The organism is Burkholderia sp. Ax-1720 (assembly GCF_011753035.1).
GTDB classification, from domain to species: Bacteria; Pseudomonadota; Gammaproteobacteria; order Burkholderiales; family Burkholderiaceae; genus Burkholderia; species Burkholderia gladioli.
Genome location: NZ_VWWK01000012.1, coordinates 1 through 21,990, shown reverse-complemented (window position 1 = coordinate 21,990; position 21,990 = coordinate 1). Strand labels below are relative to the sequence as shown.

Annotated in this window: 22 protein-coding genes and 3 pseudogenes; 19 read left to right on the top strand and 6 right to left on the bottom strand. The window is 64.7% G+C overall.

Going from position 1 to position 21,990, the window contains the following annotated elements; all coding sequences use genetic code 11:
* The first annotated feature begins 5 nt into the window (after positions 1-5).
* Positions 6-1,025, top strand: a complete 1,020-nt coding sequence (locus F3J18_RS06095; protein ID WP_166911951.1) for an SDR family NAD(P)-dependent oxidoreductase — start codon at positions 6-8, stop codon at positions 1,023-1,025.
* 199 nt (positions 1,026-1,224) lie between these two features.
* Here the strand turns inward: F3J18_RS06095 and F3J18_RS06090 are convergent.
* Positions 1,225-1,401, bottom strand: a pseudogene (locus F3J18_RS06090) (integrase core domain-containing protein); the annotation flags it as partial.
* Positions 1,402-1,544: 143 nt separating this feature from the next.
* Here F3J18_RS06090 and F3J18_RS06085 point away from each other — a divergent pair.
* The 18 genes and pseudogenes from F3J18_RS06085 (at position 1,545) to F3J18_RS06000 (ending at position 18,074) form a co-directional block, all read left to right on the top strand.
* Positions 1,545-2,153, top strand: a complete 609-nt coding sequence (locus tag F3J18_RS06085) for an FMN-dependent NADH-azoreductase (RefSeq protein WP_166911949.1) — start codon at positions 1,545-1,547, stop codon at positions 2,151-2,153.
* Positions 2,154-2,254: 101 nt separating this feature from the next.
* Positions 2,255-3,160, top strand: a complete 906-nt coding sequence (locus tag F3J18_RS06080; protein WP_166911947.1) for a pirin family protein — start codon at positions 2,255-2,257, stop codon at positions 3,158-3,160.
* Positions 3,161-3,225: 65 nt separating this feature from the next.
* Positions 3,226-3,354, top strand: a pseudogene (locus tag F3J18_RS06075) (alkene reductase); the annotation flags it as partial.
* Positions 3,341-4,579 carry a multidrug effflux MFS transporter gene (locus tag F3J18_RS06070; protein ID WP_345891697.1) on the top strand — a complete coding sequence of 413 codons (1,239 nt, stop codon included), beginning with the start codon at positions 3,341-3,343 and terminating at the stop codon, positions 4,577-4,579. The pseudogene F3J18_RS06075 and the gene F3J18_RS06070, both read left to right, overlap by 14 nt.
* Positions 4,580-4,668: 89 nt before the next feature.
* Positions 4,669-5,613, top strand: coding sequence for a LysR substrate-binding domain-containing protein (locus F3J18_RS06065; RefSeq protein WP_013698454.1), 945 nt, complete (start codon positions 4,669-4,671; stop codon positions 5,611-5,613).
* Positions 5,610-5,858, top strand: coding sequence for an EexN family lipoprotein (locus F3J18_RS06060; RefSeq protein WP_166911946.1), 249 nt, complete (start codon positions 5,610-5,612; stop codon positions 5,856-5,858). The genes F3J18_RS06065 and F3J18_RS06060 overlap by 4 nt, the downstream gene beginning before the upstream one ends.
* Positions 5,859-6,078: 220 nt before the next feature.
* Positions 6,079-8,082 carry a conjugal transfer protein TraG gene (locus tag F3J18_RS06055; protein ID WP_166911944.1) on the top strand — a complete coding sequence of 668 codons (2,004 nt, stop codon included), beginning with the start codon at positions 6,079-6,081 and terminating at the stop codon, positions 8,080-8,082.
* Positions 8,079-8,543, top strand: a complete 465-nt coding sequence (locus F3J18_RS06050; RefSeq protein ID WP_166911942.1) for a ribbon-helix-helix protein, CopG family — start codon at positions 8,079-8,081, stop codon at positions 8,541-8,543. The genes F3J18_RS06055 and F3J18_RS06050 overlap by 4 nt, the downstream gene beginning before the upstream one ends.
* Positions 8,540-9,571: a P-type conjugative transfer ATPase TrbB gene (gene trbB, locus F3J18_RS06045; protein WP_166911940.1), complete on the top strand. Its 1,032-nt coding sequence runs from the start codon at positions 8,540-8,542 to the stop codon at positions 9,569-9,571. Before F3J18_RS06050 ends, trbB begins: the two co-directional genes overlap by 4 nt.
* The gene (locus F3J18_RS06040; protein ID WP_166911938.1) at positions 9,568-9,951 is read left to right on the top strand and encodes a TrbC/VirB2 family protein; all 384 of its coding nucleotides are present in this window, start codon (positions 9,568-9,570) and stop codon (positions 9,949-9,951) included. Before trbB ends, F3J18_RS06040 begins: the two co-directional genes overlap by 4 nt.
* Positions 9,948-10,217 carry a VirB3 family type IV secretion system protein gene (locus tag F3J18_RS06035; RefSeq protein WP_054470432.1) on the top strand — a complete coding sequence of 90 codons (270 nt, stop codon included), beginning with the start codon at positions 9,948-9,950 and terminating at the stop codon, positions 10,215-10,217. Before F3J18_RS06040 ends, F3J18_RS06035 begins: the two co-directional genes overlap by 4 nt.
* 15 nt (positions 10,218-10,232) lie before the next feature.
* Positions 10,233-12,683 (top strand): conjugal transfer protein TrbE, encoded by a 2,451-nt coding sequence (gene trbE, locus F3J18_RS06030; RefSeq protein ID WP_166911936.1) that lies wholly within the window; start codon positions 10,233-10,235, stop codon positions 12,681-12,683.
* Positions 12,680-13,408: a P-type conjugative transfer protein TrbJ gene (gene trbJ / locus F3J18_RS06025; protein ID WP_166911935.1), complete on the top strand. Its 729-nt coding sequence runs from the start codon at positions 12,680-12,682 to the stop codon at positions 13,406-13,408. Before trbE ends, trbJ begins: the two co-directional genes overlap by 4 nt.
* Positions 13,409-13,419: 11 nt before the next feature.
* On the top strand, positions 13,420-14,796 hold the full coding sequence (gene trbL, locus F3J18_RS06020; protein WP_166911933.1) for a P-type conjugative transfer protein TrbL: 1,377 nt from the start codon (positions 13,420-13,422) through the stop codon (positions 14,794-14,796).
* A gap of 23 nt (positions 14,797-14,819) precedes the next feature.
* The gene (trbF, locus tag F3J18_RS06015; protein ID WP_166911931.1) at positions 14,820-15,527 is read left to right on the top strand and encodes a conjugal transfer protein TrbF; all 708 of its coding nucleotides are present in this window, start codon (positions 14,820-14,822) and stop codon (positions 15,525-15,527) included.
* Positions 15,524-16,513, top strand: a complete 990-nt coding sequence (trbG, locus tag F3J18_RS06010) for a P-type conjugative transfer protein TrbG (protein WP_166911929.1) — start codon at positions 15,524-15,526, stop codon at positions 16,511-16,513. The genes trbF and trbG overlap by 4 nt, the downstream gene beginning before the upstream one ends.
* A 2-nt stretch (positions 16,514-16,515) precedes the next feature.
* A complete protein-coding gene (locus F3J18_RS06005) occupies positions 16,516-17,832 on the top strand; it encodes a TrbI/VirB10 family protein (protein ID WP_166911927.1) in 1,317 nt (438 codons plus the stop codon).
* A complete protein-coding gene (locus tag F3J18_RS06000) occupies positions 17,829-18,074 on the top strand; it encodes a DUF2274 domain-containing protein (protein WP_166911925.1) in 246 nt (81 codons plus the stop codon). The genes F3J18_RS06005 and F3J18_RS06000 overlap by 4 nt, the downstream gene beginning before the upstream one ends.
* A 413-nt stretch (positions 18,075-18,487) precedes the next feature.
* Here the strand turns inward: F3J18_RS06000 and F3J18_RS05995 are convergent, their stop codons facing one another.
* The 5 genes and pseudogenes from F3J18_RS05995 to F3J18_RS05975 all read right to left on the bottom strand — a co-directional run.
* Entirely contained in the window at positions 18,488-18,694 is a 207-nt protein-coding gene (locus tag F3J18_RS05995) for a hypothetical protein (protein ID WP_013697349.1), read from the bottom strand.
* A 145-nt stretch (positions 18,695-18,839) separates the two neighbouring features.
* Positions 18,840-19,469, bottom strand: a complete 630-nt coding sequence (locus tag F3J18_RS05990) for a glutathione S-transferase family protein (RefSeq protein ID WP_025098586.1) — start codon at positions 19,467-19,469, stop codon at positions 18,840-18,842.
* A gap of 108 nt (positions 19,470-19,577) precedes the next feature.
* A complete protein-coding gene (locus tag F3J18_RS05985) occupies positions 19,578-20,435 on the bottom strand; it encodes an alpha/beta fold hydrolase (protein ID WP_166911923.1) in 858 nt (285 codons plus the stop codon).
* Between the two features lie 293 nt (positions 20,436-20,728).
* The gene (locus tag F3J18_RS05980) at positions 20,729-21,316 is read right to left on the bottom strand and encodes a hypothetical protein (protein WP_166911921.1); all 588 of its coding nucleotides are present in this window, start codon (positions 21,314-21,316) and stop codon (positions 20,729-20,731) included.
* Between the two features lie 282 nt (positions 21,317-21,598).
* A pseudogene (locus tag F3J18_RS05975) lies at positions 21,599-21,990 on the bottom strand (malonate decarboxylase subunit epsilon); the annotation flags it as partial.

Below are 21,990 nucleotides of genomic sequence, written 5' to 3'. Positions count from 1 at the left end.
TAGCAATGAGCACAACACAAACCCCCCTCGGTTCGAACTTCAGCCGCGCTTCCACGACCATCGACATCATCAAAGGCATCGACCTGGTCGGCAAGGTAGCGATCGTTACGGGAGGCTATTCTGGCCTCGGACTTGAAGCGGCACGCACGCTCGCTTCGGCGGGCGCTCGGATCATCGTGCCGGCGCGTGATGTCGAACGTGCGCGTAGAACCATCGCCGAGGCAGGCGGCGGCATGGAAGTTCAACCGATGAATCTCACAGATCCCCACTCGATCGATGAGTTCGCGCGCGACTTCGTTGAAACAGGCCTGCCGCTTCATCTGCTCATCAACAACGCGGGCATCATGGCGCTGCCCGAGCTGAAGCGCGATGCGCAAGGCAACGAGCTTCAGTTTTCTACCAACCACCTCGGCCATTTTCGGCTGGCTGTGCGACTTTGGCCGGCACTAAAGCGAGCCGGTGGCGCGCGTGTCGTATCCGTCTCGTCCGCCGCGCACCGCTTCTCGCCAGTCGTCTTCGACGACATAAATTTCGAGCGCCGTAACTACGATGCTTTCAAAGCATACGGTCAGTCGAAAACGGCCAACATCCTCTTCGCGGTCGGCCTCGACAGGCGAGGTAAGGACGACGGCATTCGAGCGTTCTCCCTCCATCCAGGCGGGATCGCGAGAACGAATCTCGGCGCGCATCTCGGGGTGGAAATGCTGAAAAAAACCGGATTCGTCGATGCTAATGGCCGGCCGGTCGTTGATCTGGCCCGTGACCTGAAATCGGTGCCGCAGGGGGCCGCCACGCATGTCTGGTGTGCGGTCAGTCCGCAACTCAACGGTAAAGGTGGCGTGTTCTGCGCCGATTCCGATATCACCCCCGTACTCCCGGAGGGCGACTCCCCTGATCCGGCCACCGAAGATCGCTCCAATCGCGGCACTGGCGTCCAAGCCTATGCGGTTGATCCTCAATCCGCCGAAGAACTCTGGCGCAGAAGTGAAGAAATCACCAAAGTCTCTATCCGCAGCCACCCGTGACGTCACGGCGTCGCGCGGCCTCTCGACGCTGCACGCTGTTCGCGGAAAAATTAGAGATGAAAACGACGCTTAGCGTCTTGTCGGAGGCAGAAGTACCGTTTCCGACCCTGAAGTAGCACGACGCTGTTTAGGCTAGGTCAGAAGCCTGCTCAGCTGGCCTGCCCCTTCCATAGGACCAAAAGGTTTCTAGCAAAGTCCTTTAAACCAGCTTCTGGAAAGCGGCAGGAGCATCTGTTGTTGTTCGATGTTTCGCTGCAAACTCTGCTGGCGAAAGATAGTTCAGTGAACTGTCCGGCCTTTGCTCGTTGTAGTCCTGTCGCCATGCTGCGATGAGCGCCCGAGCGTGTGCAAGCGCCGTGAACCAGTGCTCGTTAAGACCTCAGTCAGCGCTCGCACAACTCGTGCCTTATAAAGTCACATTCATGTTACCCGGTTCAATTTCTGTGCCGTATTGTGCCTGTTGGAGTACATAGTTACATTGCTAGTTCCAGTACACATCTTATACCGAAGGGACTAGTCATGAAACTCCTCCACATTGACGCCAGCATCCTGGGCGACCAATCGACCAGCCGCCAGCTCACCGCCGCTATCGTCAAGCACCTGACCAGCGCCAAGCCGGGCACTCAGGTCATCTACACCGATCTGGTGACCGAGCCGGTGGGGCATCTGTCCGGTGCGGAATTTCTTGCCTTGCAGGGTACCGAGCCGCAGGACGAGACCATCAAGCAGGCGGTGGCCCGCAATGCCAAGCTGCTGAACGACTTCCTCGCCGCCGACGTGATCGTCATCGGTGCGCCCATGTACAACTTCACGCTGCCCACGCAACTGCGCGCCTGGCTCGACCGGCTCGCGGTGCCGGGCAAGACCTTCCGCTACTCGGAAAAGGGCGTCGAAGGGCTGGCTGGCAGCAAGCGCGTCATCGTTGCGTCCACGCGCGGCGGCCTGTACGGCGAAGGTACGCCGCAGGCATTCCTGGAACACCAGGAAACGTACCTGCGCGGTTTCTTCGGTTTCCTTGGCGTGACAGACATCACGTTTGTGCGGGCTGAAGGTCTGGCGCTCGGTCCTGACAGTCGCACCGCCGCCGTCAATGCAGCCGAAGCTGCAATTCTGAAACTCGCCGCGTAACGCGCACGCACACGAAAATCAGGAGCAGCAGTACGTGGAAGAAGCTCGTCCAAACCACGGATGACTAACCCGAGCCTGCCCCACATCGGAGGTAACTACTGATGAGCGCAATTCTTTCCAGCCAACCCGCAACCACCATGCGAAACATCGCGTACCGAACGCGCGGCCATGGCAACGGCGGACCGATCATCCGCCTGATGAGCCCCTCCGACTTGGGCCAGGTAGTCAAGCCTTTTGTGTTCCTCGACATTTTCGAAGCTACGCGGGAGACCATGCAGGCGATGGCGAACATGCCGCTGCACCCGCACTCCGGCATCGCCACCGTGACCGTGCCGATCGAGGGCAGCTTCCGCTATGACGATCCGATCAGCAACACGTCCGGCACTCTCAACTATGGTGGCGTGGAATGGACGCGCGCTGGCAATGGCATCTGGCACGGCAAGGAGCTGTCCGCTGCCGATTCGCCACGCATCATCGGCTTCCAGCTATGGCTGGCTTTGCCCGCCGACCTTGAAAACGCCGAGCCGGACAGCCGCTACATCGAAGCCGAACACACACCGCAGGTAGGACCAGCACGAGTCATTGTGGGCAACTACGATGGCGCGCAAAGCCCGGTGCCTGCGCCGCAGGGTATCAACTACCTGCTCGTCACCCTGCGTCCCGGCGAGAACTGGACGTATCAGCCGCCAGCCGGGCACAGCGTCGGCTGGTTGGCGGTAGCCAAGGGCAAGCTCGACGCCGGTGCGCCGGTCAACACAGGCGAAATGGTGGTGTTCGCGGCAGGCGAAACCCCGATCACCCTGGAAGCCACGGGCAATCAGGATGCCGCGTTCGTGCTCGCTTCGGCGGTACCGCATCCGTACGAGCTGCACATGGGCTATTACTCGGTACATACCTCGTCCGACGCGCTGGAAAAGGGCGAGCGCCGTATCGCCGAACTAGGCCAGCTGATGAAAGAGGCCGGCAATCGCCGCACCGCGTCGGGAACGATCCCTGTGTTCCGCTGAACGACCCATACCTGGTTGGTTTTGCCGAGAAACGCGCACCGCGTTCGACTCTCTAGAAAATCATCATGAGCACACTATTCGATCCCGTCCACGTTGGCCGCCACGACCTGATCGTCACCGAGGCCGCCGGACCGTCGGCGGACGGTCAAGGCTACCTGACCAAGCCCGGCATCTATACCGATGCGCACGTGGCTGACTAGAAAAAGGTCTAAATACCACATGAATTCTGTCATCTTGCGCACGGCACTTGTGCTAGGCCTTCTCCAGGCATTCGGACCATTCGCGATTGATATGTACCTTCCGTCGCTACCCGCCATCGCCTCAGACCTTGAAGCAAATACGGCTAGTGTTCAGGCCAGCCTCACAAGCTTTATGGCGGCAATTGCTATCTGCCAATTATTTTATGGTCCGATCAGCGACACTATCGGTCGAAAACCTCCGCTGTATTTCGGCATGGCTCTTTATTCAATCGGAGCTGTGGGCTGCGCGCTCTCCCCGACTATCGAGTGGTTAGTCATCGCCCGCTTTTTCCAAGGAATAGGTGCCTGCGCGGCAATGGCTATCCCTCGTGCCATTGTGCGTGATTGCTACACTGGATCAGATGCAGCTCGACTACAGGGGCTGCTAATCATGGTCTTCTCAGTTTCACCAGTTCTCGCTCCCTTGGCAGGTAGTTTGATCGTCAAAACTCATGGCTGGCGTGATGTTTTCTGGGTTATGGCTGTTGTTGCAGGACTCGGGATTTTGTTGGTCGCATTTGCACTAAACGAAACCCGTCCCGAGCATGCCCGAGTGAACAGTACGATCGGTTCATCATTACGTGGCTATGTTGTCCTTTTCCGCGACAGACATTTCCTTGGGCTCGCCATGATTGGAGCCTTTGGGATGGCCGGCTTCTTGGCATACATCGCAAATTCTTCTTTCATATTGATTGGACACTACGGTTTAAGTCCGACCGGATATAGCCTTATGTTTTCTCTCAACGCCGTCTCCCTCGTCGGAGGGTCACAACTTGCTGGCGTAATGACACGGCGTTATGGGTTCGGTTCTGTTGTCCGATTGGCGACGACTGGCTTCGCGTTTACGATGTTGGTTCTTCTCGGAGCTTATTTTGCGGGACACGATTCGCTTCCGGTCCTAGTCGCGATGTTATTTGTTGGGTATAGCTTTTTAGGGCTCATCCTGCCCACCACTGCTGTGCTTGCACTGGAAGATCATGGCGAAATCGCGGGAGCGGCATCTGCGCTTATGGGCACACTGCAAATCGTTTCTGGCGCTATTGCAATGGCTATTGTAGGGAGGCTCTTTGATGGCACTGCCAAAGCGCTAGTTATTTGCGTGGCAGTGTGCGCCGTATCTGCCTTTATATTGACGACTCTGACAGTGAAATCTCGTCCCCGACTATCGACCATCGCGTAAATCCAGACTTCAGTCGTAACACATGGCCTAGCCTTGGTCTTCCGAAGAGAGCAAGTCACCTCGGCCAGATAAATCAAGGTTGCCCGCCAATGGAGCTGCGACATCTTCGATGCTTTATCGCCGTAGCCGAGGAGCTTCACTTCGCGCGGGCCGCTGAACGACTTCATATCGAGCAGTCACCTCTATCGCGGGCTATCAAGGAACTGGAAGAAGACTTGGGTGCCCAGCTCTTTGTGCGCACCACACGTAGTACCCGCCTGACCCATGCTGGCAAGCTGTTTCTGGAGAATGTGCCGCGCGTCTTCACTGCCTTGCAACAGGCGCGAGACAGCGTGAAGGCTGCCGCCAACGGCTTTCACAGCCAATTGCGTGTTGCGCTCTCGGACGGTATTTCGCCGTCACGTTTCTCGACCTTCCTGGCACTGTGCCGCGAAGAAGAACCGGAGGTCGAAATACGCCTTTTTGAGGTTTCGTTTGCGCAGCAAATCAAAGGGCTTCACGACGACCTTTACGACGTTGGGTTTTCTCGATCGGCAGAGGTTGGCGACGGCATTATTGCCGAGGCTGTGTGGGACGATCCGTTGATGGTGGCCGTGCCCGCTCGTCATCCTCTCTTGACCTACAAGCGAATTCCGCTGGAGGAAGTGCTGCATCATCCGCTGGTGCTCGCAGATCCCCATGCGTGCGAAGGCTACGCACGGCAGATTGAACGGGTGCTGCGTCGGGTCGATCAAGAGCCGCTGATTACAGAACGAGTCGCATCTTGTGATCTGATGATGGCGATGGTGGCGGCGGGCTTCGCCTTGGGATTAGCTGGCGCTTCGCAAATCGCGGCCAGTCGTGAGCAGGGTGTCGTGGCGCGGCCTCTGGCCGGTCGGACGCCTATGCTCGTCACGTACCTGCTGCGTCTTGACAACGAGCCTTCAGAGGCACTGGCTCGTTTCATCGAGAGGACCAGCACCCTTGAACCACCTGCGGCGAAGACGCCCGCCGTACTACCCGACCTCGATGCTTCGGAGGAAATCGAGCCATGAACAAGATCACGCTATGTACGTTAATCGTGGCGTTGGCTGCGTGCAGCAAAGCACCACCACCTGATACCGTGGAGTCCCTTGCAGCCAATCCAGGGCGGCTGAAGGAACTGCGTCAACAATGTAAAACGGATCGTGCCAAGCTCGGCGACGAACTCTGCGGTCGCGTGGCCGAGGCAACGAATCGACAGTTCCTGGGCAATGGCAAAGTGCCGTACACCCCGCCGAAGGATGCGCCGAAGTTCTGATCGTTGCGATTCACCTAAAATTTCGATTTTTCAACTCGATACGCCGCAATGTGCCTTTGCTTGCGGCGTTTTTCGTTCGTTCGACGCTGCACGAAATCTTGCTTTTTCCTCGATATTTCTCCCGATAACGGTCTTTGACCATCCCTTGACCTGACGCCAATCCTCGCAACTGCGGCACGCCTTTGTGCCGCGTGTTGCGCAGAAGAAAGCGGAGGCCGGGATGAAAGGTCAAGGCGTGCTGTTCGGGCAAATCGGTGTTGTGTTCGGCATCGTGATCGCGGGTGTGTGGGCCGCGACACAGTGGACAGCAGCAGCCCTGGGCTTCCAGCTACGCCTTGGCTCGCCGTGGTTTGATTTCTTCGGTAAGCCGGTCTATCACCCGTGGCGACTGTTCGGATGGTGGTTCCTCTACGATGGTTACGCGCCACGCATCTTTAGCATAGGCGGTGCCATTGCAGCTGGCAGCGGTCTGGTGGCGGTACTGGTTGCTATCGCCATGTCGGTGTGGCGCTCGCGGCAATCAAAGCTCGTCACCACCTACGGTTCAGCGCGCTGGGCCGAAGCCGCCGACATTCACAAGGCCGGCCTCGACAAACCAGCCGGTGTGTTCCTTGGCCTGCATCGCAGCCAGTACCTGCGCCACGACGGCCCGGAACACGTCCTGACCTTCGCGCCGACGCGCTCCGGCAAGGGTGTCGGCCTCGTCGTGCCGACGCTGTTGAGCTGGCCGGCTTCCGCCGTCATCCACGACATCAAGGGCGAGAACTGGCAGATCACCGGCGGCTGGCGCTCGCGCTTCTCGCACTGCCTGCTGTTCAATCCCACCGATCCGAAGTCGGCCGCATACAACCCGCTGCTCGAAGTCCGGCGCGGTGCGCATGAAGTGCGCGACGTGCAGAACATCGCGGACATTCTGGTCGATCCCGAAGGCGCGTTGGAGAAGCGCAACCATTGGGAGAAGACCTCGCACGCGCTGCTGGTCGGCGCGATCCTGCATGTGCTCTACGCGGGCGAGGACAAGACGCTGCGCGGCGTCGCCAACTTCCTGTCCGATCCGGCGTGCCCGTTCGAGCTGACGCTGCACCGGATGATGACGACGCGCCACCTGGGCGATGCACCGCATCCTGTCGTCGCGTCCGCTGCGCGCGAAGTGCTCAACAAGTCGGACAACGAGCGGTCGGGCGTGCTGTCCACGGCCATGTCCTTCCTCGGTCTGTACCGCGACCCCACGGTGGCCGAAGTCACGTCGCGTTGCGACTGGCGCATCGCCGACCTGATTGCGTCCGAGCATCCCGTCTCGCTGTACCTCGTCGTGCCGCCGTCGGACATCAGCCGCACGAAGCCGCTGGTGCGCCTGATCCTCAACCAGATTGGCCGACGCCTCACCGAATCGCTCGACGGCAGCGACGGCATCGCACGCCGCCACAAGCTGCTGCTGATGCTCGACGAGTTCCCGGCGCTGGGCCGGCTCGACTTTTTTGAGACGGCACTGGCGTTCATGGCCGGCTACGGCATTCGCAGCTTCCTCATCGCGCAGTCGCTCAACCAGATCGACAAAGCCTACGGCCAGAACCATTCCATCCTCGACAACTGCCACGTCCGTGTGACGTTCGCCACGAACGACGAACGCACCGCCAAGCGCATTTCCGAAACGCTCGGCACCGCGACCGAGCTACGCGCGCAGCGCAACTACGCCGGCCATCGGCTCGCGCCGTGGCTCGGACACCTGATGGTGTCGCGCCAAGAAACCGCGCGCCCGCTGCTGACGCCGGGCGAAGTGATGCAGCTCCCACCCGACGATGAAGTGGTGATGGTGTCCAGCGTGGCGCCGATTCGCGCGAAGAAGCTGCGTTACTACTTGGATGCCAATTTCAAGCGCCGCGTGTTGCCACCGCCCGCGCTTGCAATCGGGCGTTACTCCGATGCGCCGCCACTGCGGCCTGACGACTGGAGCGGCCTGGCTATCCCCGCCGTTCCGGCGGCTCCTGTCTCAGCCGGCGTCGCGGGCGACGACACCGGCATGGCCGACGATGGCGGCCCACGCCGTCAGCCGGAACTCTCCGACGTCTCCGAATACAGCCCCGAACCGCAGCCGGCCGACAACGACCTCGCGCTGCTCGATGACGACGACCTGCCGCTACCGCTTCCTCGTCAGCTTGATCCGGCCATTCAACGCACGGCCCGGCTGGCGTCCCTCGACCAACAAGACGGGATCGAGCTATGAGCCAGTACCGCCTCAATCTGTTCATTCCGCGCGAACACGCCAAACGTCTCGACGAACTAGCCGCCAAGAAAGGCGTCTCCAAATCCAGCATCGTCGCGGCGGCACTCGCATCCTGGCTGTCGCCCGACGCGGGCGACCAGCGCGAGGCGGCGATCGCCAAGCGCCTCGACCGGCTGACGCGCCAGTTCGAGCGGCTGGAGCGCGACCAGAACATCGAGATCGAGACACTGGCGCTGTTCGTCCGCTACTACCTGACGGTCAGCACGCCGGTTCCCGAAGCACACCAGGAAGCCGCCCGCGCGCAGGGCAAGGCGCGCTTCGAGCACTTCGTCGAACAGCTCGGCCGCCACCTGATGCGCGGGCGCAGTCTGGTGCGCGATGTGGTGGACGAACTGAATCCCGATGCTGCGCGTCTGGACGATGCGGCGGCACTGGCCGAGGCGCAGGAGCGTGCGTCATGAGCGCGATCATTTCGACGGGGGCGCAATCCTTCGCCACTACGTCACTCGATCGGCGCATCCGCATGTTGCGCACGGCGATGGGGCCGCTGATCGCCGCCGCGCTCGAAGACCCCGACGTGGTGGAAATCATGCTCAACCCCGACCACACGCTATGGGTCGATCGCCTGTCGTCGGGCCGCGCGCCGATGGGCGCGGAGCTGTCCGAAGCCGACGGCGAACGCATCATCCGCCTGGTCGCCGCGCACGTCGGCGCGGAAGTGCATCGCGGCCAGCCGCTGCTGACCGCCGAGCTACCGGAAACCGGCGAGCGATTCGAGGGCATTCTGCCGCCGGCCGCGCCTGGGCCGGCCTTCGCGCTGCGCAAGCGCGCGGTCGGTGTCATTCCGCTGGAACGCTACGTTACCGACGGAATGATGACCGCCGAACAGGCGGCGTTCCTGCGCGACGCCGTGCGCGAGCGGCAGAACATCCTCATCGCCGGCGGCACCAGCACCGGCAAGACCACGCTCGCCAATGCCTTGCTCGCCGAGATCGCCGCCACCGGCGACCGCGTGTTGGTGCTCGAAGACACGGTAGAGCTGCAATGCGCGGCACGCGATCACGTCCCGCTGCGCACGCGCGCGGGCGTCGTGTCGATGACCGAGCTGGTGCGCGCCACGATGCGCCTGCGCCCTGATCGCGTGATCGTCGGCGAGGTGCGTGGTGGCGAGGCGCTGGATCTCATCAAGGTTTGGGGCACGGGCCACCCCGGCGGCATCGCCACGATTCATGCCGGCTCCGCGCTCGGCGCACTGCTGCGCCTGGAGCAACTGATTCTAGAAGTGGCCGTAAATCCGCCGCGCGCACTCGTTGCCGAGGCGGTCAACGTCGTCATCCACATCGCCGGCCGCGGCCGCAAGCGCCGCATCGAGAGCATCGCCCGTGTCGTCGGCTTCGACGGCGTGGGCTATCGCCTGACGGACGCGCTGGAGCCGTCGCTTCCCGAGCTGCCTTTCCCATCCCCTGACCATGTTGGAGAACTGTCATGACGCAGATGCACACCCATGCTTTCCGTATTTCCGTAAATCCGGTTTCCACCGTTGCGCGCTTTCGCCGTCTGGCCGGGCCGGCGCACTACGGCCTGATGCTGGCCGCCGTCATGCTGATGACGGCCGGTACGGCGAAGGCATCCGGTTCGTCGATGCCGTGGGAAACGCCGTTGCAATCCATCCTCGAATCCATCCAGGGGCCGGTCGCCAAGATCGTCGCGGTGCTCATCATCATCTCGACCGGCCTGGCGCTCGCCTTCGGCGACACGTCGGGCGGCTTTCGCAAGCTCATCCAGATCGTGTTCGGCTTGAGCATCGCCTTCGCGGCGTCCTCGTTCTTCCTGTCGTTCTTCTCGTTCTCCGGCGGGGCCGTCGTATGAGCACCGCCAACGACCTGCCGGGCTTCGAGGTGCCGCTGCATCGCTCGCTGACCGAGCCGATCCTGATGGGCGGCGCCCCGCGTACCGTGGCGATTGCCAACGGCACGCTTTCCGGCGCGGTCGGGTTGGGCCTGCAACTGTGGATTCCTGGTATCGCGCTCTGGATTGTCGGCCATTCGCTCGCGGTGTGGGGCGCGCGCGTGGACGCACAGTTCATGCAGGTGTTCGCGCGGCATCTCCGGCACAAGCCGCTGCTGGACGTGTGACGGGGAGACGCCGCGATGCTCAACCTCGCCGAATACCGCCAGCGTCCAGCCTTGCTCGCCGACTGGCTCCCGTGGGCGGGACTCGTCGCGCCTGGCGTCGTGCTCAACAAGGACGGTTCGTTCCAGCGTACCGCACGCTTTCGCGGCCCCGACCTCGATAGCGCCACGCAAGGCGAGCTGATCGCCACGACCGCGCGCCTGAACAACGCGCTGCGCCGGCTCGGTGCCGGCTGGGCGCTGTACGTCGAGGCCGAACGCCGGGCGGCGGCCGACTATCCGCACTCGGATTTTCCCGAGCCGTTGTCGTGGCTGGTGGACGAGGAGCGCCGCGCGACCTTCGAGGAATCGGGCAACCACTTCGAGAGCGGCTATCACCTCACGCTGCAATACCTGCCGCCCGAGGAATCGCGCGCACGCGCCGCGAAACTCCTGTACGAAAACACGCCCACGTCCGGCGTGGACTGGCGCGAGCGCCTGACCGCGTTCGTCGCGGAAACCGCGCGCGTCTTCGATCTGCTCGATGGCGTGATGCCGGAAATCGACTGGCTCGACGATGCCGAAACGCTGACCTACCTGCACGCGACCGTCTCGACGCGGCGTTATCGCATCAAGGTGCCGGAGGTGCCGTTCCATCTCGACGCGCTGCTGGCCGACATGCCGCTGGTCGGCGGCCTGGCACCCATGCTCGGCGACGCGCATCTGCGTGTCGTCACCGTGCGGGGCTTTCCGACCTCGACCTGGCCGGGGATTCTGGACGATCTCAACCGGCTTGGTTTCGCGTACCGCTGGAGCACGCGCTTTCTGTGTCTGGACAAAGCCGAGGCCGAGAAGGAACTCGGGCGGCTGCGCCGGCAGTGGTTCGCCAAGCGCAAGAATGTCCTCGCGCTGCTGCGCGAAACCATTTTCCAGCAGGAAAGCCCGCTGGTTGATACCGACGCCAGCAACAAGTCGGCCGATGCGGACGCCGCGATGCAGGAACTCGGCAGCGATCAGGTCGCCTTCGGTTTTGTCACGGCAACCGTGACCGTGCTCGATGACGACGCCGACACGGCCGACGAGAAGCAGCGCCAGGTGGAGCGCGTGATTCAGGGCCGGGGCTTCGTGACGATTCCCGAAACCCTCAATTCGGTGGAGGCGTGGCTGTCGTCGGTGCCGGGCAATGCGTATGCAAATGTTCGCCAGCCCATCGTCTCGACACTGAATCTCGCGCATCTGATGCCGGTGTCGGCAGTATGGGCCGGGCCGGAGAAAAACTCCCACCTCGACGGCCCGCCACTGATCGTCACCCGCACCGAAGGCGCGACGCCGTTTCGCCTCGTCACGCACATCGGCGACGTGGGCCACACGCTGATTGCCGGCCCGACCGGCATGGGTAAATCCGTGCTGCTCGCCACATTGGCGATGCAGTTCCGCCGCTATCCCGGCGCACGCATCTTCGCTTTCGACATGGGCCGCTCGATGCGGGCAACGGCGCTGGGCCTGGGTGGCGAGTATTACGACCTCGGCGCCGATGGCGCGATCGCGTTCCAGCCGCTCGCCCGCATCGACCAGGAGGGCTATCGCACTTGGGCCGCCGAATGGGTCGAAGGCCGCCTGACGCACGAAGGCGTCGCGGTCGGCCCCGACGAGAAGGCGGCCATCTGGTCGGCGCTCGGCAGTCTCGCCGGTGCGCCGCTCGAACAACGCACGCTCACGGGCCTGTCGGTACTGCTGCAATCGAACGCGCTGCGCCAGGCGCTTGCGCCGTATGTGCTCGGTGGCGCGCACGGCAAGCTGCTCGATGCCGACCACGACCGGCTCGGCATGGCCGACGTGCAGTGCTTCGAGATGGAAGAACTGATGCACAGCAAGGCCGCGGTGCTGGCCGTGCTGGGCTATCTGTTCGCACGCTTCGATGAGCGGTTCGATGGCGCACCGACGCTGCTGATCCTCGACGAATCCTGGCTGTTCCTTGATGACCCGGTATTTGCTGCGCGCATCCGGCAATGGCTCAAGACGCTGCGCAAGAAAAACGTGTCGGTGATCTTCGCCACGCAGTCGCTCGCCGACATCAAGGATTCGACCATTGCGCCGGCGATCATCGAGAGCTGCGCGAGCCGCATCTTCCTGCCGAACCCGCAGGCGACCGAGCCGCAGATTCGCACGATCTACGAGGGCTTCGGCCTCAACACCCGGCAAATCGAGATCGTCGCCACCGCGCAGCCCAAGCGCGACTACTACTACCAGTCGCGCGCGGGTAATCGCCTGTTCGACCTCGACCTGGGGCCGGTCGCGCTCGCCTTCGCGGGCGCATCCACACCACAAGACCAACGCGACATCGACCGCGTGCTGACGCAGGCCGGCGCTCCCGGCTTCGCCGGTGCGTGGCTGCGCCATCGCGGCCTCGATTGGGCGGCCGACTTGTTGCCGTCCGCGCCATCCGCTGCGTCCTTCCTCGCTTCACAACCCCAGGAGATTGCGCCATGAAGATCCGTCTTCTTGCCCTTGCTGTCGCGGCGTTCGTCGGCGTCACGCCGGCGGCACACGCGCAATGGGCCGTCATCGACTCGACCAACCTCGTGCAGAACACGCTGACCGCAGTTCGCACGATGCAAATGATCGAAAACCAGATCAACCAGCTCCAGAACGAAGCGCAGATGCTCGTCAATCAGGGGCGCAATCTGGCGAGCCTGCCGTTCAACGTGGTCAGCCGCCTGCAATCGAATCTGGCGACTACGCAGCAGCTCATCACGCAGGCGCAGGGACTGGCATTCCAGGTGCAGAACATGGATCAGCAGTTCGCGCAGTTGTACCCGCAGCAGTACGCCGCGACCGTGAGCGGCAACCAGATGTACCAGGACGCGCACCAGCGCTGGCAGAACACGCTCACTGGCTTGCAGACCGCGATGCAGATGCAGGCGCAGGTGTCGCAGAACGTGACCACTGACCAGGGCGTGCTGACCGACCTCGTGAGCCAGAGCCAGTCCGCGACCGGCGCGCTGCAAGCGCAGCAGGCGACTAACCAGCTTCTCGCGTTGCAGGCCAAGCAGTCGATCCAGGCGCAGCAGCTCCAGCTCACACAGGGCCGCGCGTCGGCGCTGGAGCTGGCGAGGCAGGCCGCCGCCGTCGAGCAGGGCCGCGTCATCACGCAGCGGTTCCTCGGCACCGGCACGCCGTACACGCCGGAAACCGTGAGCTTCTACGGGAACTGACGGGGACGGCCATGAACGACGTTTCAATCATCGACCACTTCCTCAATGTCTTTTCCACCTACATCGACAGCGGATTCGGCCTGCTGCATGGCGAGGTCGCGTTTCTGACCGCGACGCTGGTGGTGATCGACATGACGCTCGCGGGCCTGTATTGGGCGCTCGGCCATGCGACCGGCCAGGGCGAAGACGTGATGGCGAAGCTCATCCGCAAGGTGCTCTACGTTGGCGCGTTCGCCTACATCATCCAGAACTTCAACATGCTGTCCGGCGTCGTGTTCCGTTCGTTCGCCGGCCTGGGCCTGACGGCCACCGGCTCGGCCGTGAGCATGGAGATGTTCCTGCAACCGGGGCATCTAGCCAAGACCGGCATCGACGCTGCCGCGCCGATTCTCGATCAGATCAGCCAGATGGCCGGTTTCCCCGAGGTGTTCATCAACATCACGCCCATCGTCGTGATGTTCCTCGCGTGGTTCACCGTCATCGTCTGCTTTTTCGTGCTGGCGGTACAGCTTTTCATCACGCTGATCGAGTTCAAGCTGACCACGCTCGCCGGCTTCGTACTGGTGCCGTTCGCGCTCTGGAACAAGACCGCGTTCCTTGCCGAAAAAGTGCTCGGCAACGTGGTGTCGTCGGGCATCAAGGTACTGGTACTGGCTGTCATCGTTGGCATCGGCACGGGCCTGTTCGCGGAGTTCCCGACGACGCCGAATGATCCATCCATCGACCACGCGCTGGTCGTGATGCTGGCCTCGCTGGCGATGCTCGCGCTCGGTATCTACGGGCCGGGCATTGCGACCGGCCTTGTATCCGGTGCGCCGCAACTCGGCGCGGGCGCGATGGCGGGTGCTGCCGTCGGCGCGGCCGGCACTGCCGTCGCTATCGGCGCTGCCGCTACCGGCGTCGGCGGTGCCGTGGTCGCCGGTGCGCGCATGGCGCCCGCCGCCGCCAGTGCGCTCGGCAAGGGCGCGCGCATGGCCGCCTCTACGGCCAGCAGTGCCGGCTCGGCCTTTCAGGCCGGTTCCGCTGCCGCCGGTGGCGGCGCGAAAGGTGCGATGGCCGGATTCGGCAATGTCGCCAGGACCGGCGCGCAGGCCGTCGGCCAGAAGGCCACCGCTGGCGCGCGCTCATTCGGACAACGTGCTGCCGCAGCGTTCCGTTCGGACAGCGCAGGCGCATCCAGCGGCGGTACGTCATCCGGTGCCGCATCCGACCAGGCCGCCAGCGATACCTCTGTCAATTCCACCGACCAGCAGCAACCCGCCTGGGCCAAACGGCTGCACCGCCGCCAGCAAATCACCCATGCCGCCACGACCGCCGCACACACGCTACACGGCGGGGACGGCGGCGGCTCGGCGCAAGGCCCGAGCCTGGGCCAACCCGACGAATGAACGACTCTTGAGGAGAACCCGCCATGCGATTCAAGCGACCGCAGGTGCGCTACGCCAATACGCCGCAGCCTGCCACCCCATATCAATCTGCCGCGCAGGTATGGGATGAGCGTATCGGCTCGGCCCGCGTACAGGCGAAGAACTGGCGCTTCATGGCCTTCGGCTGCCTCGCGCTCGCGCTGCTGATGGCCGGTGGCCTGGTCTGGCGCTCAACGCAGTCGATGGTCACGCCTTACGTCGTGCAGGTGAACAACGCCGGTGACGTGTTGGCCGTCGGCGAAGCCAAGACTTCGTACAACCCCAAGGACGCGGACATTGCGAAGTTCCTGGAGAACTTCATCAAGCTGACGCGCTCGCTTTCCATCGACCCGGTTGTCGTTCGCCAGAACTGGCTCGAAGCCTACAACTACACCACCGATCACGGCGCAGCCGTCCTCAACGAATACGCGAGCAAGAACGATCCATTCGCGCGCGTCGGCAAGGAGTCGGTGACGGTCGAAGTCATCAGTGTGGTTCGCGTCAGCGATACATCGTTCAACGTTCGTTGGAACGAGCAGCACTACATCAATGGCGCGGCGGCAGCTAATCCCGAGCACTGGACGGCCGCGATCACGCTTGTCCATCAAACCCCGCACACGGAAGCCCGAGTGCGGAAGAACCCCCTGGGCCTCTACGTGCATGGCTTGTCGTGGAGCCGTGATCTGGACGTGTCCGAAGGAGCCAAACCATGAGCCCGTCTTTCCGTTTTTACGCTTTTGTGCTGACCGTGGCAGTCCTGTCGGGCTGCGCCTCGCAGGGCAAGCCACCGCCGCACATCTCGCTCGACGAGCCAGTGCAGGCACAGAAGCAGCCCGATCCGCCCAAGCCGGTTGAAGTGGTGGAGGTGCCGAAGGTGCTGCCGATGCCGGCGCAGATGAAGCCGCTGCCTTCAGACGACGACGTCAAACCCGCGCCGGAACCGGCCGACGAAACCGTGCGTGTCTCGCGCGCGAACGCCGAAGCGCGCATGGCCCCCACGCGCGAGGGTTTCGTCAACGCGATCCAGGTGTGGCCCTTCACCGACGGCGCGCTGTATCAGGTCTATGCGGCGCCGGGCCGCGTCACCGTGATTTCGCTCCAGGCCGGCGAGGAACTGGTGACGGTCGCTGCCGGCGACACCGTACGCTGGATCGTCGGCGACACGTCCAGCGGCGCCGGCGACGCGCTGCGCGTGAACGTGCTGGTCAAGCCGATCCGTTCGGGCCTCAAGACGAACCTCGTCATCACCACCAGCCGGCGCACCTATCTGATCGAGTTGACCTCGACCGACAAGGCGTGGATGGCGTCGGTGTCGTGGGAGTACCCGAAAGACCAGATGCTGGCCTTGCAGCGGCAGGATCAGGCCGCGCAGGCGGCAGCCCCCGTCGATACCGGCCTGTCGCTGGAGAAGATCCGTTTCCGCTATGCGATCAGCGGCAGCAATCCGCCGTGGAAACCGCTGCGCGCCTTCGACGATGGCGAGAAGGTCTATATCGAGTTTCCGCCCGGCATCGCCCAGGGCGAACTACCGCCGCTGTTCGTCATCGGCGCGCAGGGTGATGGCCAGCTCGTCAACTACCGTTTCCGCTCGCCGTACTACATCGTGGACCGGCTGTTCGGCGCGGCCGAACTACGCCTGGGCGGTGACAAGGGCGATGTGGTGCGTATCGAGCGCACGGACGGCACGCGGGGGAACTGACCATGAGCCAGGACAACACCCCGGACGTACCGATCCCCGAAGCCGCACCCAAGGTCGCGCCGGAGAACGTGACGCTGCGGGCGCAGCCGCGCCCGGTGACGCGCCTCAACCGCCGCACGCTGGCGCTGATGGCCGGCGGCCTTGGCATCGCCGTGCTGGGCGCAACGATGTGGTCGTTGCAGCCGAAGCACTCGCGCAGCGGCAACGATACGACCGAGCTTTACAACGTCGATCGCGTGTCGAAGTCGGAAGAACTTGATCGGTTGCCTTCCGACTACTCGAAGCTGCCGCCGCAGCCGACACCGCTGCCGGCGAAAGTGCCAGAGCTGGGGCCGCCGCTGCCGGGCGATCTCGGCCCGGCTATCGTCCAGTCGCAGCAGCCGGCGGTGGCCAACTACGCGCCGCCGGGCCAAGACGCGGCGGCGGCCGAGCGCGATGCGTTACGCAAGGAAGCTGAAGCGGCGGCGGGTTCGTCGGTGTTCTTCCGTTCCAGCAACCCTCAGCGTGCCGCTGCCGCGACCGCTGCGTCCACGCAGACCGCTTCGGCCTCGCCGGCGTCCGGCTTGGCGGGCTTCGACCCGCAGGCTGCCGGCCCGGCCTCGATGGCGGCGCAGCCGGCCGACCCGACCGCCGTGCAGAACCGGCAAGATCAGAAAGAGGCGTTCCAGAAAGCTGGAACCACGCAAACCCGTAATTCCGGCAGTCTGCAAACGCCGGCCTCGCCGTATCAGGTGATGGCTGGCACCGTGATCTCGGCGGCACTGATGACGGGCATCAAGTCGGATTTGCCGGGCGACGTGATCGGCACCGTGACAGCGCCGGTGTACGACACGGCGACGGGCCGCTATCTGCTGATTCCGCAGGGTTCGCGCATCCTCGGCAAATACAACAGCCAGGTCGCCTACGGGCAGAGCCGCGTGCAGATCGTGTGGAACCGCATCATCCTGCCGGACACGTCTTCGCTCACGCTCGACAACCTGGCCGGTGCCGATCCGGCTGGCTATGCCGGTCTGGAGGATGGCGTCGATTGGCATTGGGGACGCATCCTCGCTGGTGCCGCGCTGTCCACCGTGTTGGGTGTGGGTTCCGAGCTGGCCGTCTCGAATCAGGGCAATGTCAATGGCAATACGGTCATCGCGTTCCGGGATAGCGCGCAGGACACGGCCAATCAGGTCGGCCAGGAGTTCACTCGCCGCAATCTCAACATCCAGCCGACCTTGACCGAACGACCGGGCCTGCCAGTCAGCATTATCGTCAACCGCGACATCGTGCTGCGGCCGTACCAGCCACTGTTCTTCAATCGGGGGATTTCGCCATGAGCACGACGCGCAAGCTGCGTCTCGGGCCGTTACCGAAAACGGAGAGCATCAAGCTGACCTTTGCATGCCCGGCCAGCCTGAAAGCCGACCTAGACCGTTACGCCGCGCTGCACGCGCAGACATACGGGGAGGCGGTCGATGCGGCAACCCTGATCCCGCACATGCTCGAAGCGTTTATGGCGGGGGATCGGGGATTCAGAAAAGGCGACGCAGGCAAGGCCGCGCCGCCCAAGCCAAGCTGACGATTTGGATTTCCGTTGGCGACCATCCATCGAACGCGCAGCCCGAAGCTGCGCGTTCTTCGTTCTGGAGGGCGGTGGACGGTTGGGCTATGATGAGAGCACAAGCCTGCCGCTTCTCGGCAATCCAGCACGACCAAGTGCGACCCGGCTTTCTCTCCCGACGCTCTTATGTGGCTCCTAGCCCACCAGGCCGCAGTCCTGCAAAGCCGCCCGAAGCAGAGCTAAATCCGCACCCCATATAGACTTCCAGCCATCGAGCCATTTTCACAAATGACTTGACGCCGCCAATTTTTTATTGCCTGCCGCCCGCCGCTTCATCCTTTTCCTTTACGCCCAAAAACGAACACCCCCGCCGAGGCGGGGGTGTCTGTCGTCCTGCGTCCTGAACGGCGCGGCGGCGAGCCGCCGCCGCATCAATGCACGGCGCAGTGGCAGTTGCGGCAGGCCAGGCAGTCGATCAGCGAACGCGAGCGCTCGACCGCCGCGCGCACGCCGCGGCCCGCCACCACGAAGCCGACCTGCCCGAGATTGAAGTCGAGCGTCACCATCAGTTGCATCAGCGAGACCATCGGCAGCACGACGGACGGGTGATACAGGCGATTTTCGATCAGGGTTCTCATGGCGGGCTCCGGCGGACGATGGTTGGGCGACGGAGTGAATTCTACGGAGCGGCCGCCGGCGGATAAACCTGCCGGCGCCGAAGTCACTTGTTTGCCCGGCAGAACAATCGCCGTGCCTGCCGCGGGTGGCCGCGGCCCTGCCCGATCAGTCCAGCGGCGTGCCGGCGAACTCGGGCAGCGCCTCGGCGCGCGCCGACAGCGCGGCGATGCTCGGGTAGCGCTCGGCGTCGACGGCGGCCAGGGCCGGGTGATCGGGCCGCACGTACTGCGTGAAGCGCCAGACCACCGCCAGCGCCACGTCGGCCTGCGTGATGCGCTCGCCGAGCAGCCAGCCGGTGGTGCCGAGGATGCGCGCCTCGAGCGCGCCGTAGGCGCCGTCGAGCTGCTGCACGATCCGGTCGAGCCAGGGCTGGTGCAGTTTCTCGTCGGGCCGCTGGCCGCATTCGTAGACTACCTGCACGGTCTTCTCGGCCGCCGCCAGGGCGAGGCCGATCAGTTCCAGGGAGCGCAGCCGCGCGGCGGCATCCACCGGCAGCAGGCGCCGCTCTGGCTCGACCAGGTGGTCCAGGTAGTCGCAGATCAGCGAGGAGTCGAGCACCATGGTGCCGTCGTCGGTCAACAGCGTGGGCGCCTTGACCACCGGGTTTACGGCCCTGAATTCGTCGAAATGACGAAACACCGACAGCGGCTGGTGCTCGAACGACAGCCCGAGCAGCTTGGCCGACACGGCGGCGCGACGAACGTAGGGCGAATCCAGCATTCCGATCAGCTTCATCTGAGTCTCACTCGGTTGACGGCGGGACCGACGACTGTAACAGCGTCGCGCGGCCCGGCGCCAGTGCCGGAACCGCCGGGAAGAGCGGGAAGGCCTCGCCCCGTCGATTCAGCAGGCGGCCAGCCAACCGGCCAGCGAGGGCCACAGACCGCGATTGTCGTCGCGGAAATAACCCGCCTGGCCAATCGGGGCGTGCCCCGGATGCGGGGCGATCCAGCGCAACTCGAGCTCGGCATGGATGAATTGCCGGTGCAGCGCGCTGACGGCGGCCGAGGGCGCCAGGGGATCGTCCTCGACCGCATAGGCGAGAAGCGGGCCGCGATAGGCCTCGAAACCGGCGCGCGATGCCGGCCCCGCCGCATCCAGGTCGCCGCCCGCCTGCCGGCAGCCGCGCGCCCAGTCGCGCGCGATGCCCGCCGGCACGTCGGCCTCGGCGCCGAGCAGCAGCCGGCCCGGCACGCGCGACAGCAGCCGCCCGGCCAAGGGCACCGTCAGGTAACCGGCCAGCGCCAGCCGGATCCCGGCCAGGCCGCCCGCGTCGCTGCGATAGGCGGTGCCGGCCGCGATCGTGACGATGCCCGACAACTGGCCCAGGTTCGGTGCGAGACCGAGCAGCCGTCCCCCCGTGGCATGGCCGACGGCGAACTGGCGCGCCTCGGGCAGCCGCGCGGCGAGGCAGTCGAGCGCGGCCGGCAGGTCGGCCTCGCCCCACTGCCGCAGCCGCACGCGATCGGCGTCGCCCACCGCCGTGCGCGAGCCGCCGATGCCGCGGTTGTCGTAGCTCAGCACGCTGAAGCCGGCTTCGGCCAGGAAGCGCGCGAACCCGTCGTAACGCGCGCGCGGCGTGCCCAGCGCGCTGTTGATCAGCACCGCGCGCCGGTTCGATACGGGGGGAATATGGAGCGAGCCCGTCAACGGTCGTCCGTCGCGTGCCGCGAACTGGAGAGTCTCGACCGTGATCGCCATCGTCTGCCTCGTCGTGGGAGCGGCTATTGTGCAAGCGAACGCGCAGGCCGCCAACTGCGTCGTCGCGCCGTTCCGGCGGGCCGCGCCGCGGCATCGCGCGGCACGGGCGGGCCGGTGTCTGTCCGGTCCGTCGAACGGTCGGCCATTATGGTGCCGGATCGAAACGGCGCGACGATGAAGAGGCGGCACCGGTACCGACCGGCTTCGCGGCGGCACATCGGGTTTCGCATGCGCGCGTGCCGGCCGTCATGTGCCGCAAGACGTGATCCCGCTCGCCGACGGCGGCCCGGATTTCAGCGCTCGGCGGCCGCCACGCGGTAGAGCCGCCAGAAGGTCTGCGCATAGGCTTGCGCGAGCCGCGGCACGTCGTGGAATACATTCAACTCGTGCACGCCGGGGCGCATGCCGGCACGCGGCAGCAGCGCGGCCACGTCCGCGCCGCTGGCCGCCCTGGCCAAACCCGCGCGCCGGGCCGCGACCTCGGTCGCGACGGCATCGTCGACCACCAGGAACGGCGCGCGGATCAGGCCGGCGCGACGCGCGAACACCACCTCGACGCCGGTTTCGGCCAGCAGGGCCGCGCCGCTGTAGCGCAGTGCCGGCGCCGAACGGTCGAGCACCACGCGCACCGCGACCCCGCGCCGGCGCGCATCGCACAGGGCGGCCGCCAGCTTCGGCGACAGCGAGGCGTAACCGGCCACCAGCACGCGCTGCCGCGCGCCGCGCACCAGTTCGGCGGCCAGGTCGGCCGAGACGGCATCATCGGAAAAATAGGCGCTGGCGCTCGCGCCGACAAAGGGCGCGGGCAGCGCGAAAACGGCGGGCGCGACAAAGGCGGAAGCCGCGCTGAAAGCGGCGGCAAGGCGGGCGTGTGGTCTCATCGGGCGCGTATTGTAGTCACGCCGATGCGGCTCGCAAGCGGTTTCTGCGCGGCGTGGCGCGGCGACGACGAACGCGCGTTCGCCAGGCCGTGCCAGCCGCGTCCGGCGGCGGCTTCGGGTGCCGTGGATCGCCCGGCTTCCGGCCGGTATCGAGGCCTTTCCGCTTGCACGGCGAGGGCATGCCGCCGCTGCCTTCGCCGCCTCGTTCAAGCTGCCTCGATCATCCGCTTCGGCCGGCTCCCTCGCGAAGCCCTGCATACCACCGCGCCCCCGCCACGCCCTTCAAGCCGCCTCGATCCTCTCCAGCCAGCCGCGCACGCCGTCCAGCGAGCGGAAATCGGCCAGGCTGCGCGCCGGTATCGATGGATAGGCCGCACCCGCCATCTCGGCCAGCGCGCGCCCCGGCCCGAGTTCGAGGAAGGCGCTCGCGCCGGCCTCGACACAGGCGGCCAGGCAGGCGGCCCACTCGACCGGCTCGGCGATCTGGCGGGCGAGCTTGTCGAGCCCGGTTTCGGTATCGAGCACGGCGGCGCCGTCGATGCCGCTGAACAGGCGCGTGCCGGCCGCGCCGCGCGCGACGGGTACAGCGCCGAGCGCATCGCGGAACACCGGCACGGCCGCCGCGAGCCGCGGCGTATGCGAGGCGATCCGCACCGGCACCGGCACCACGCGCG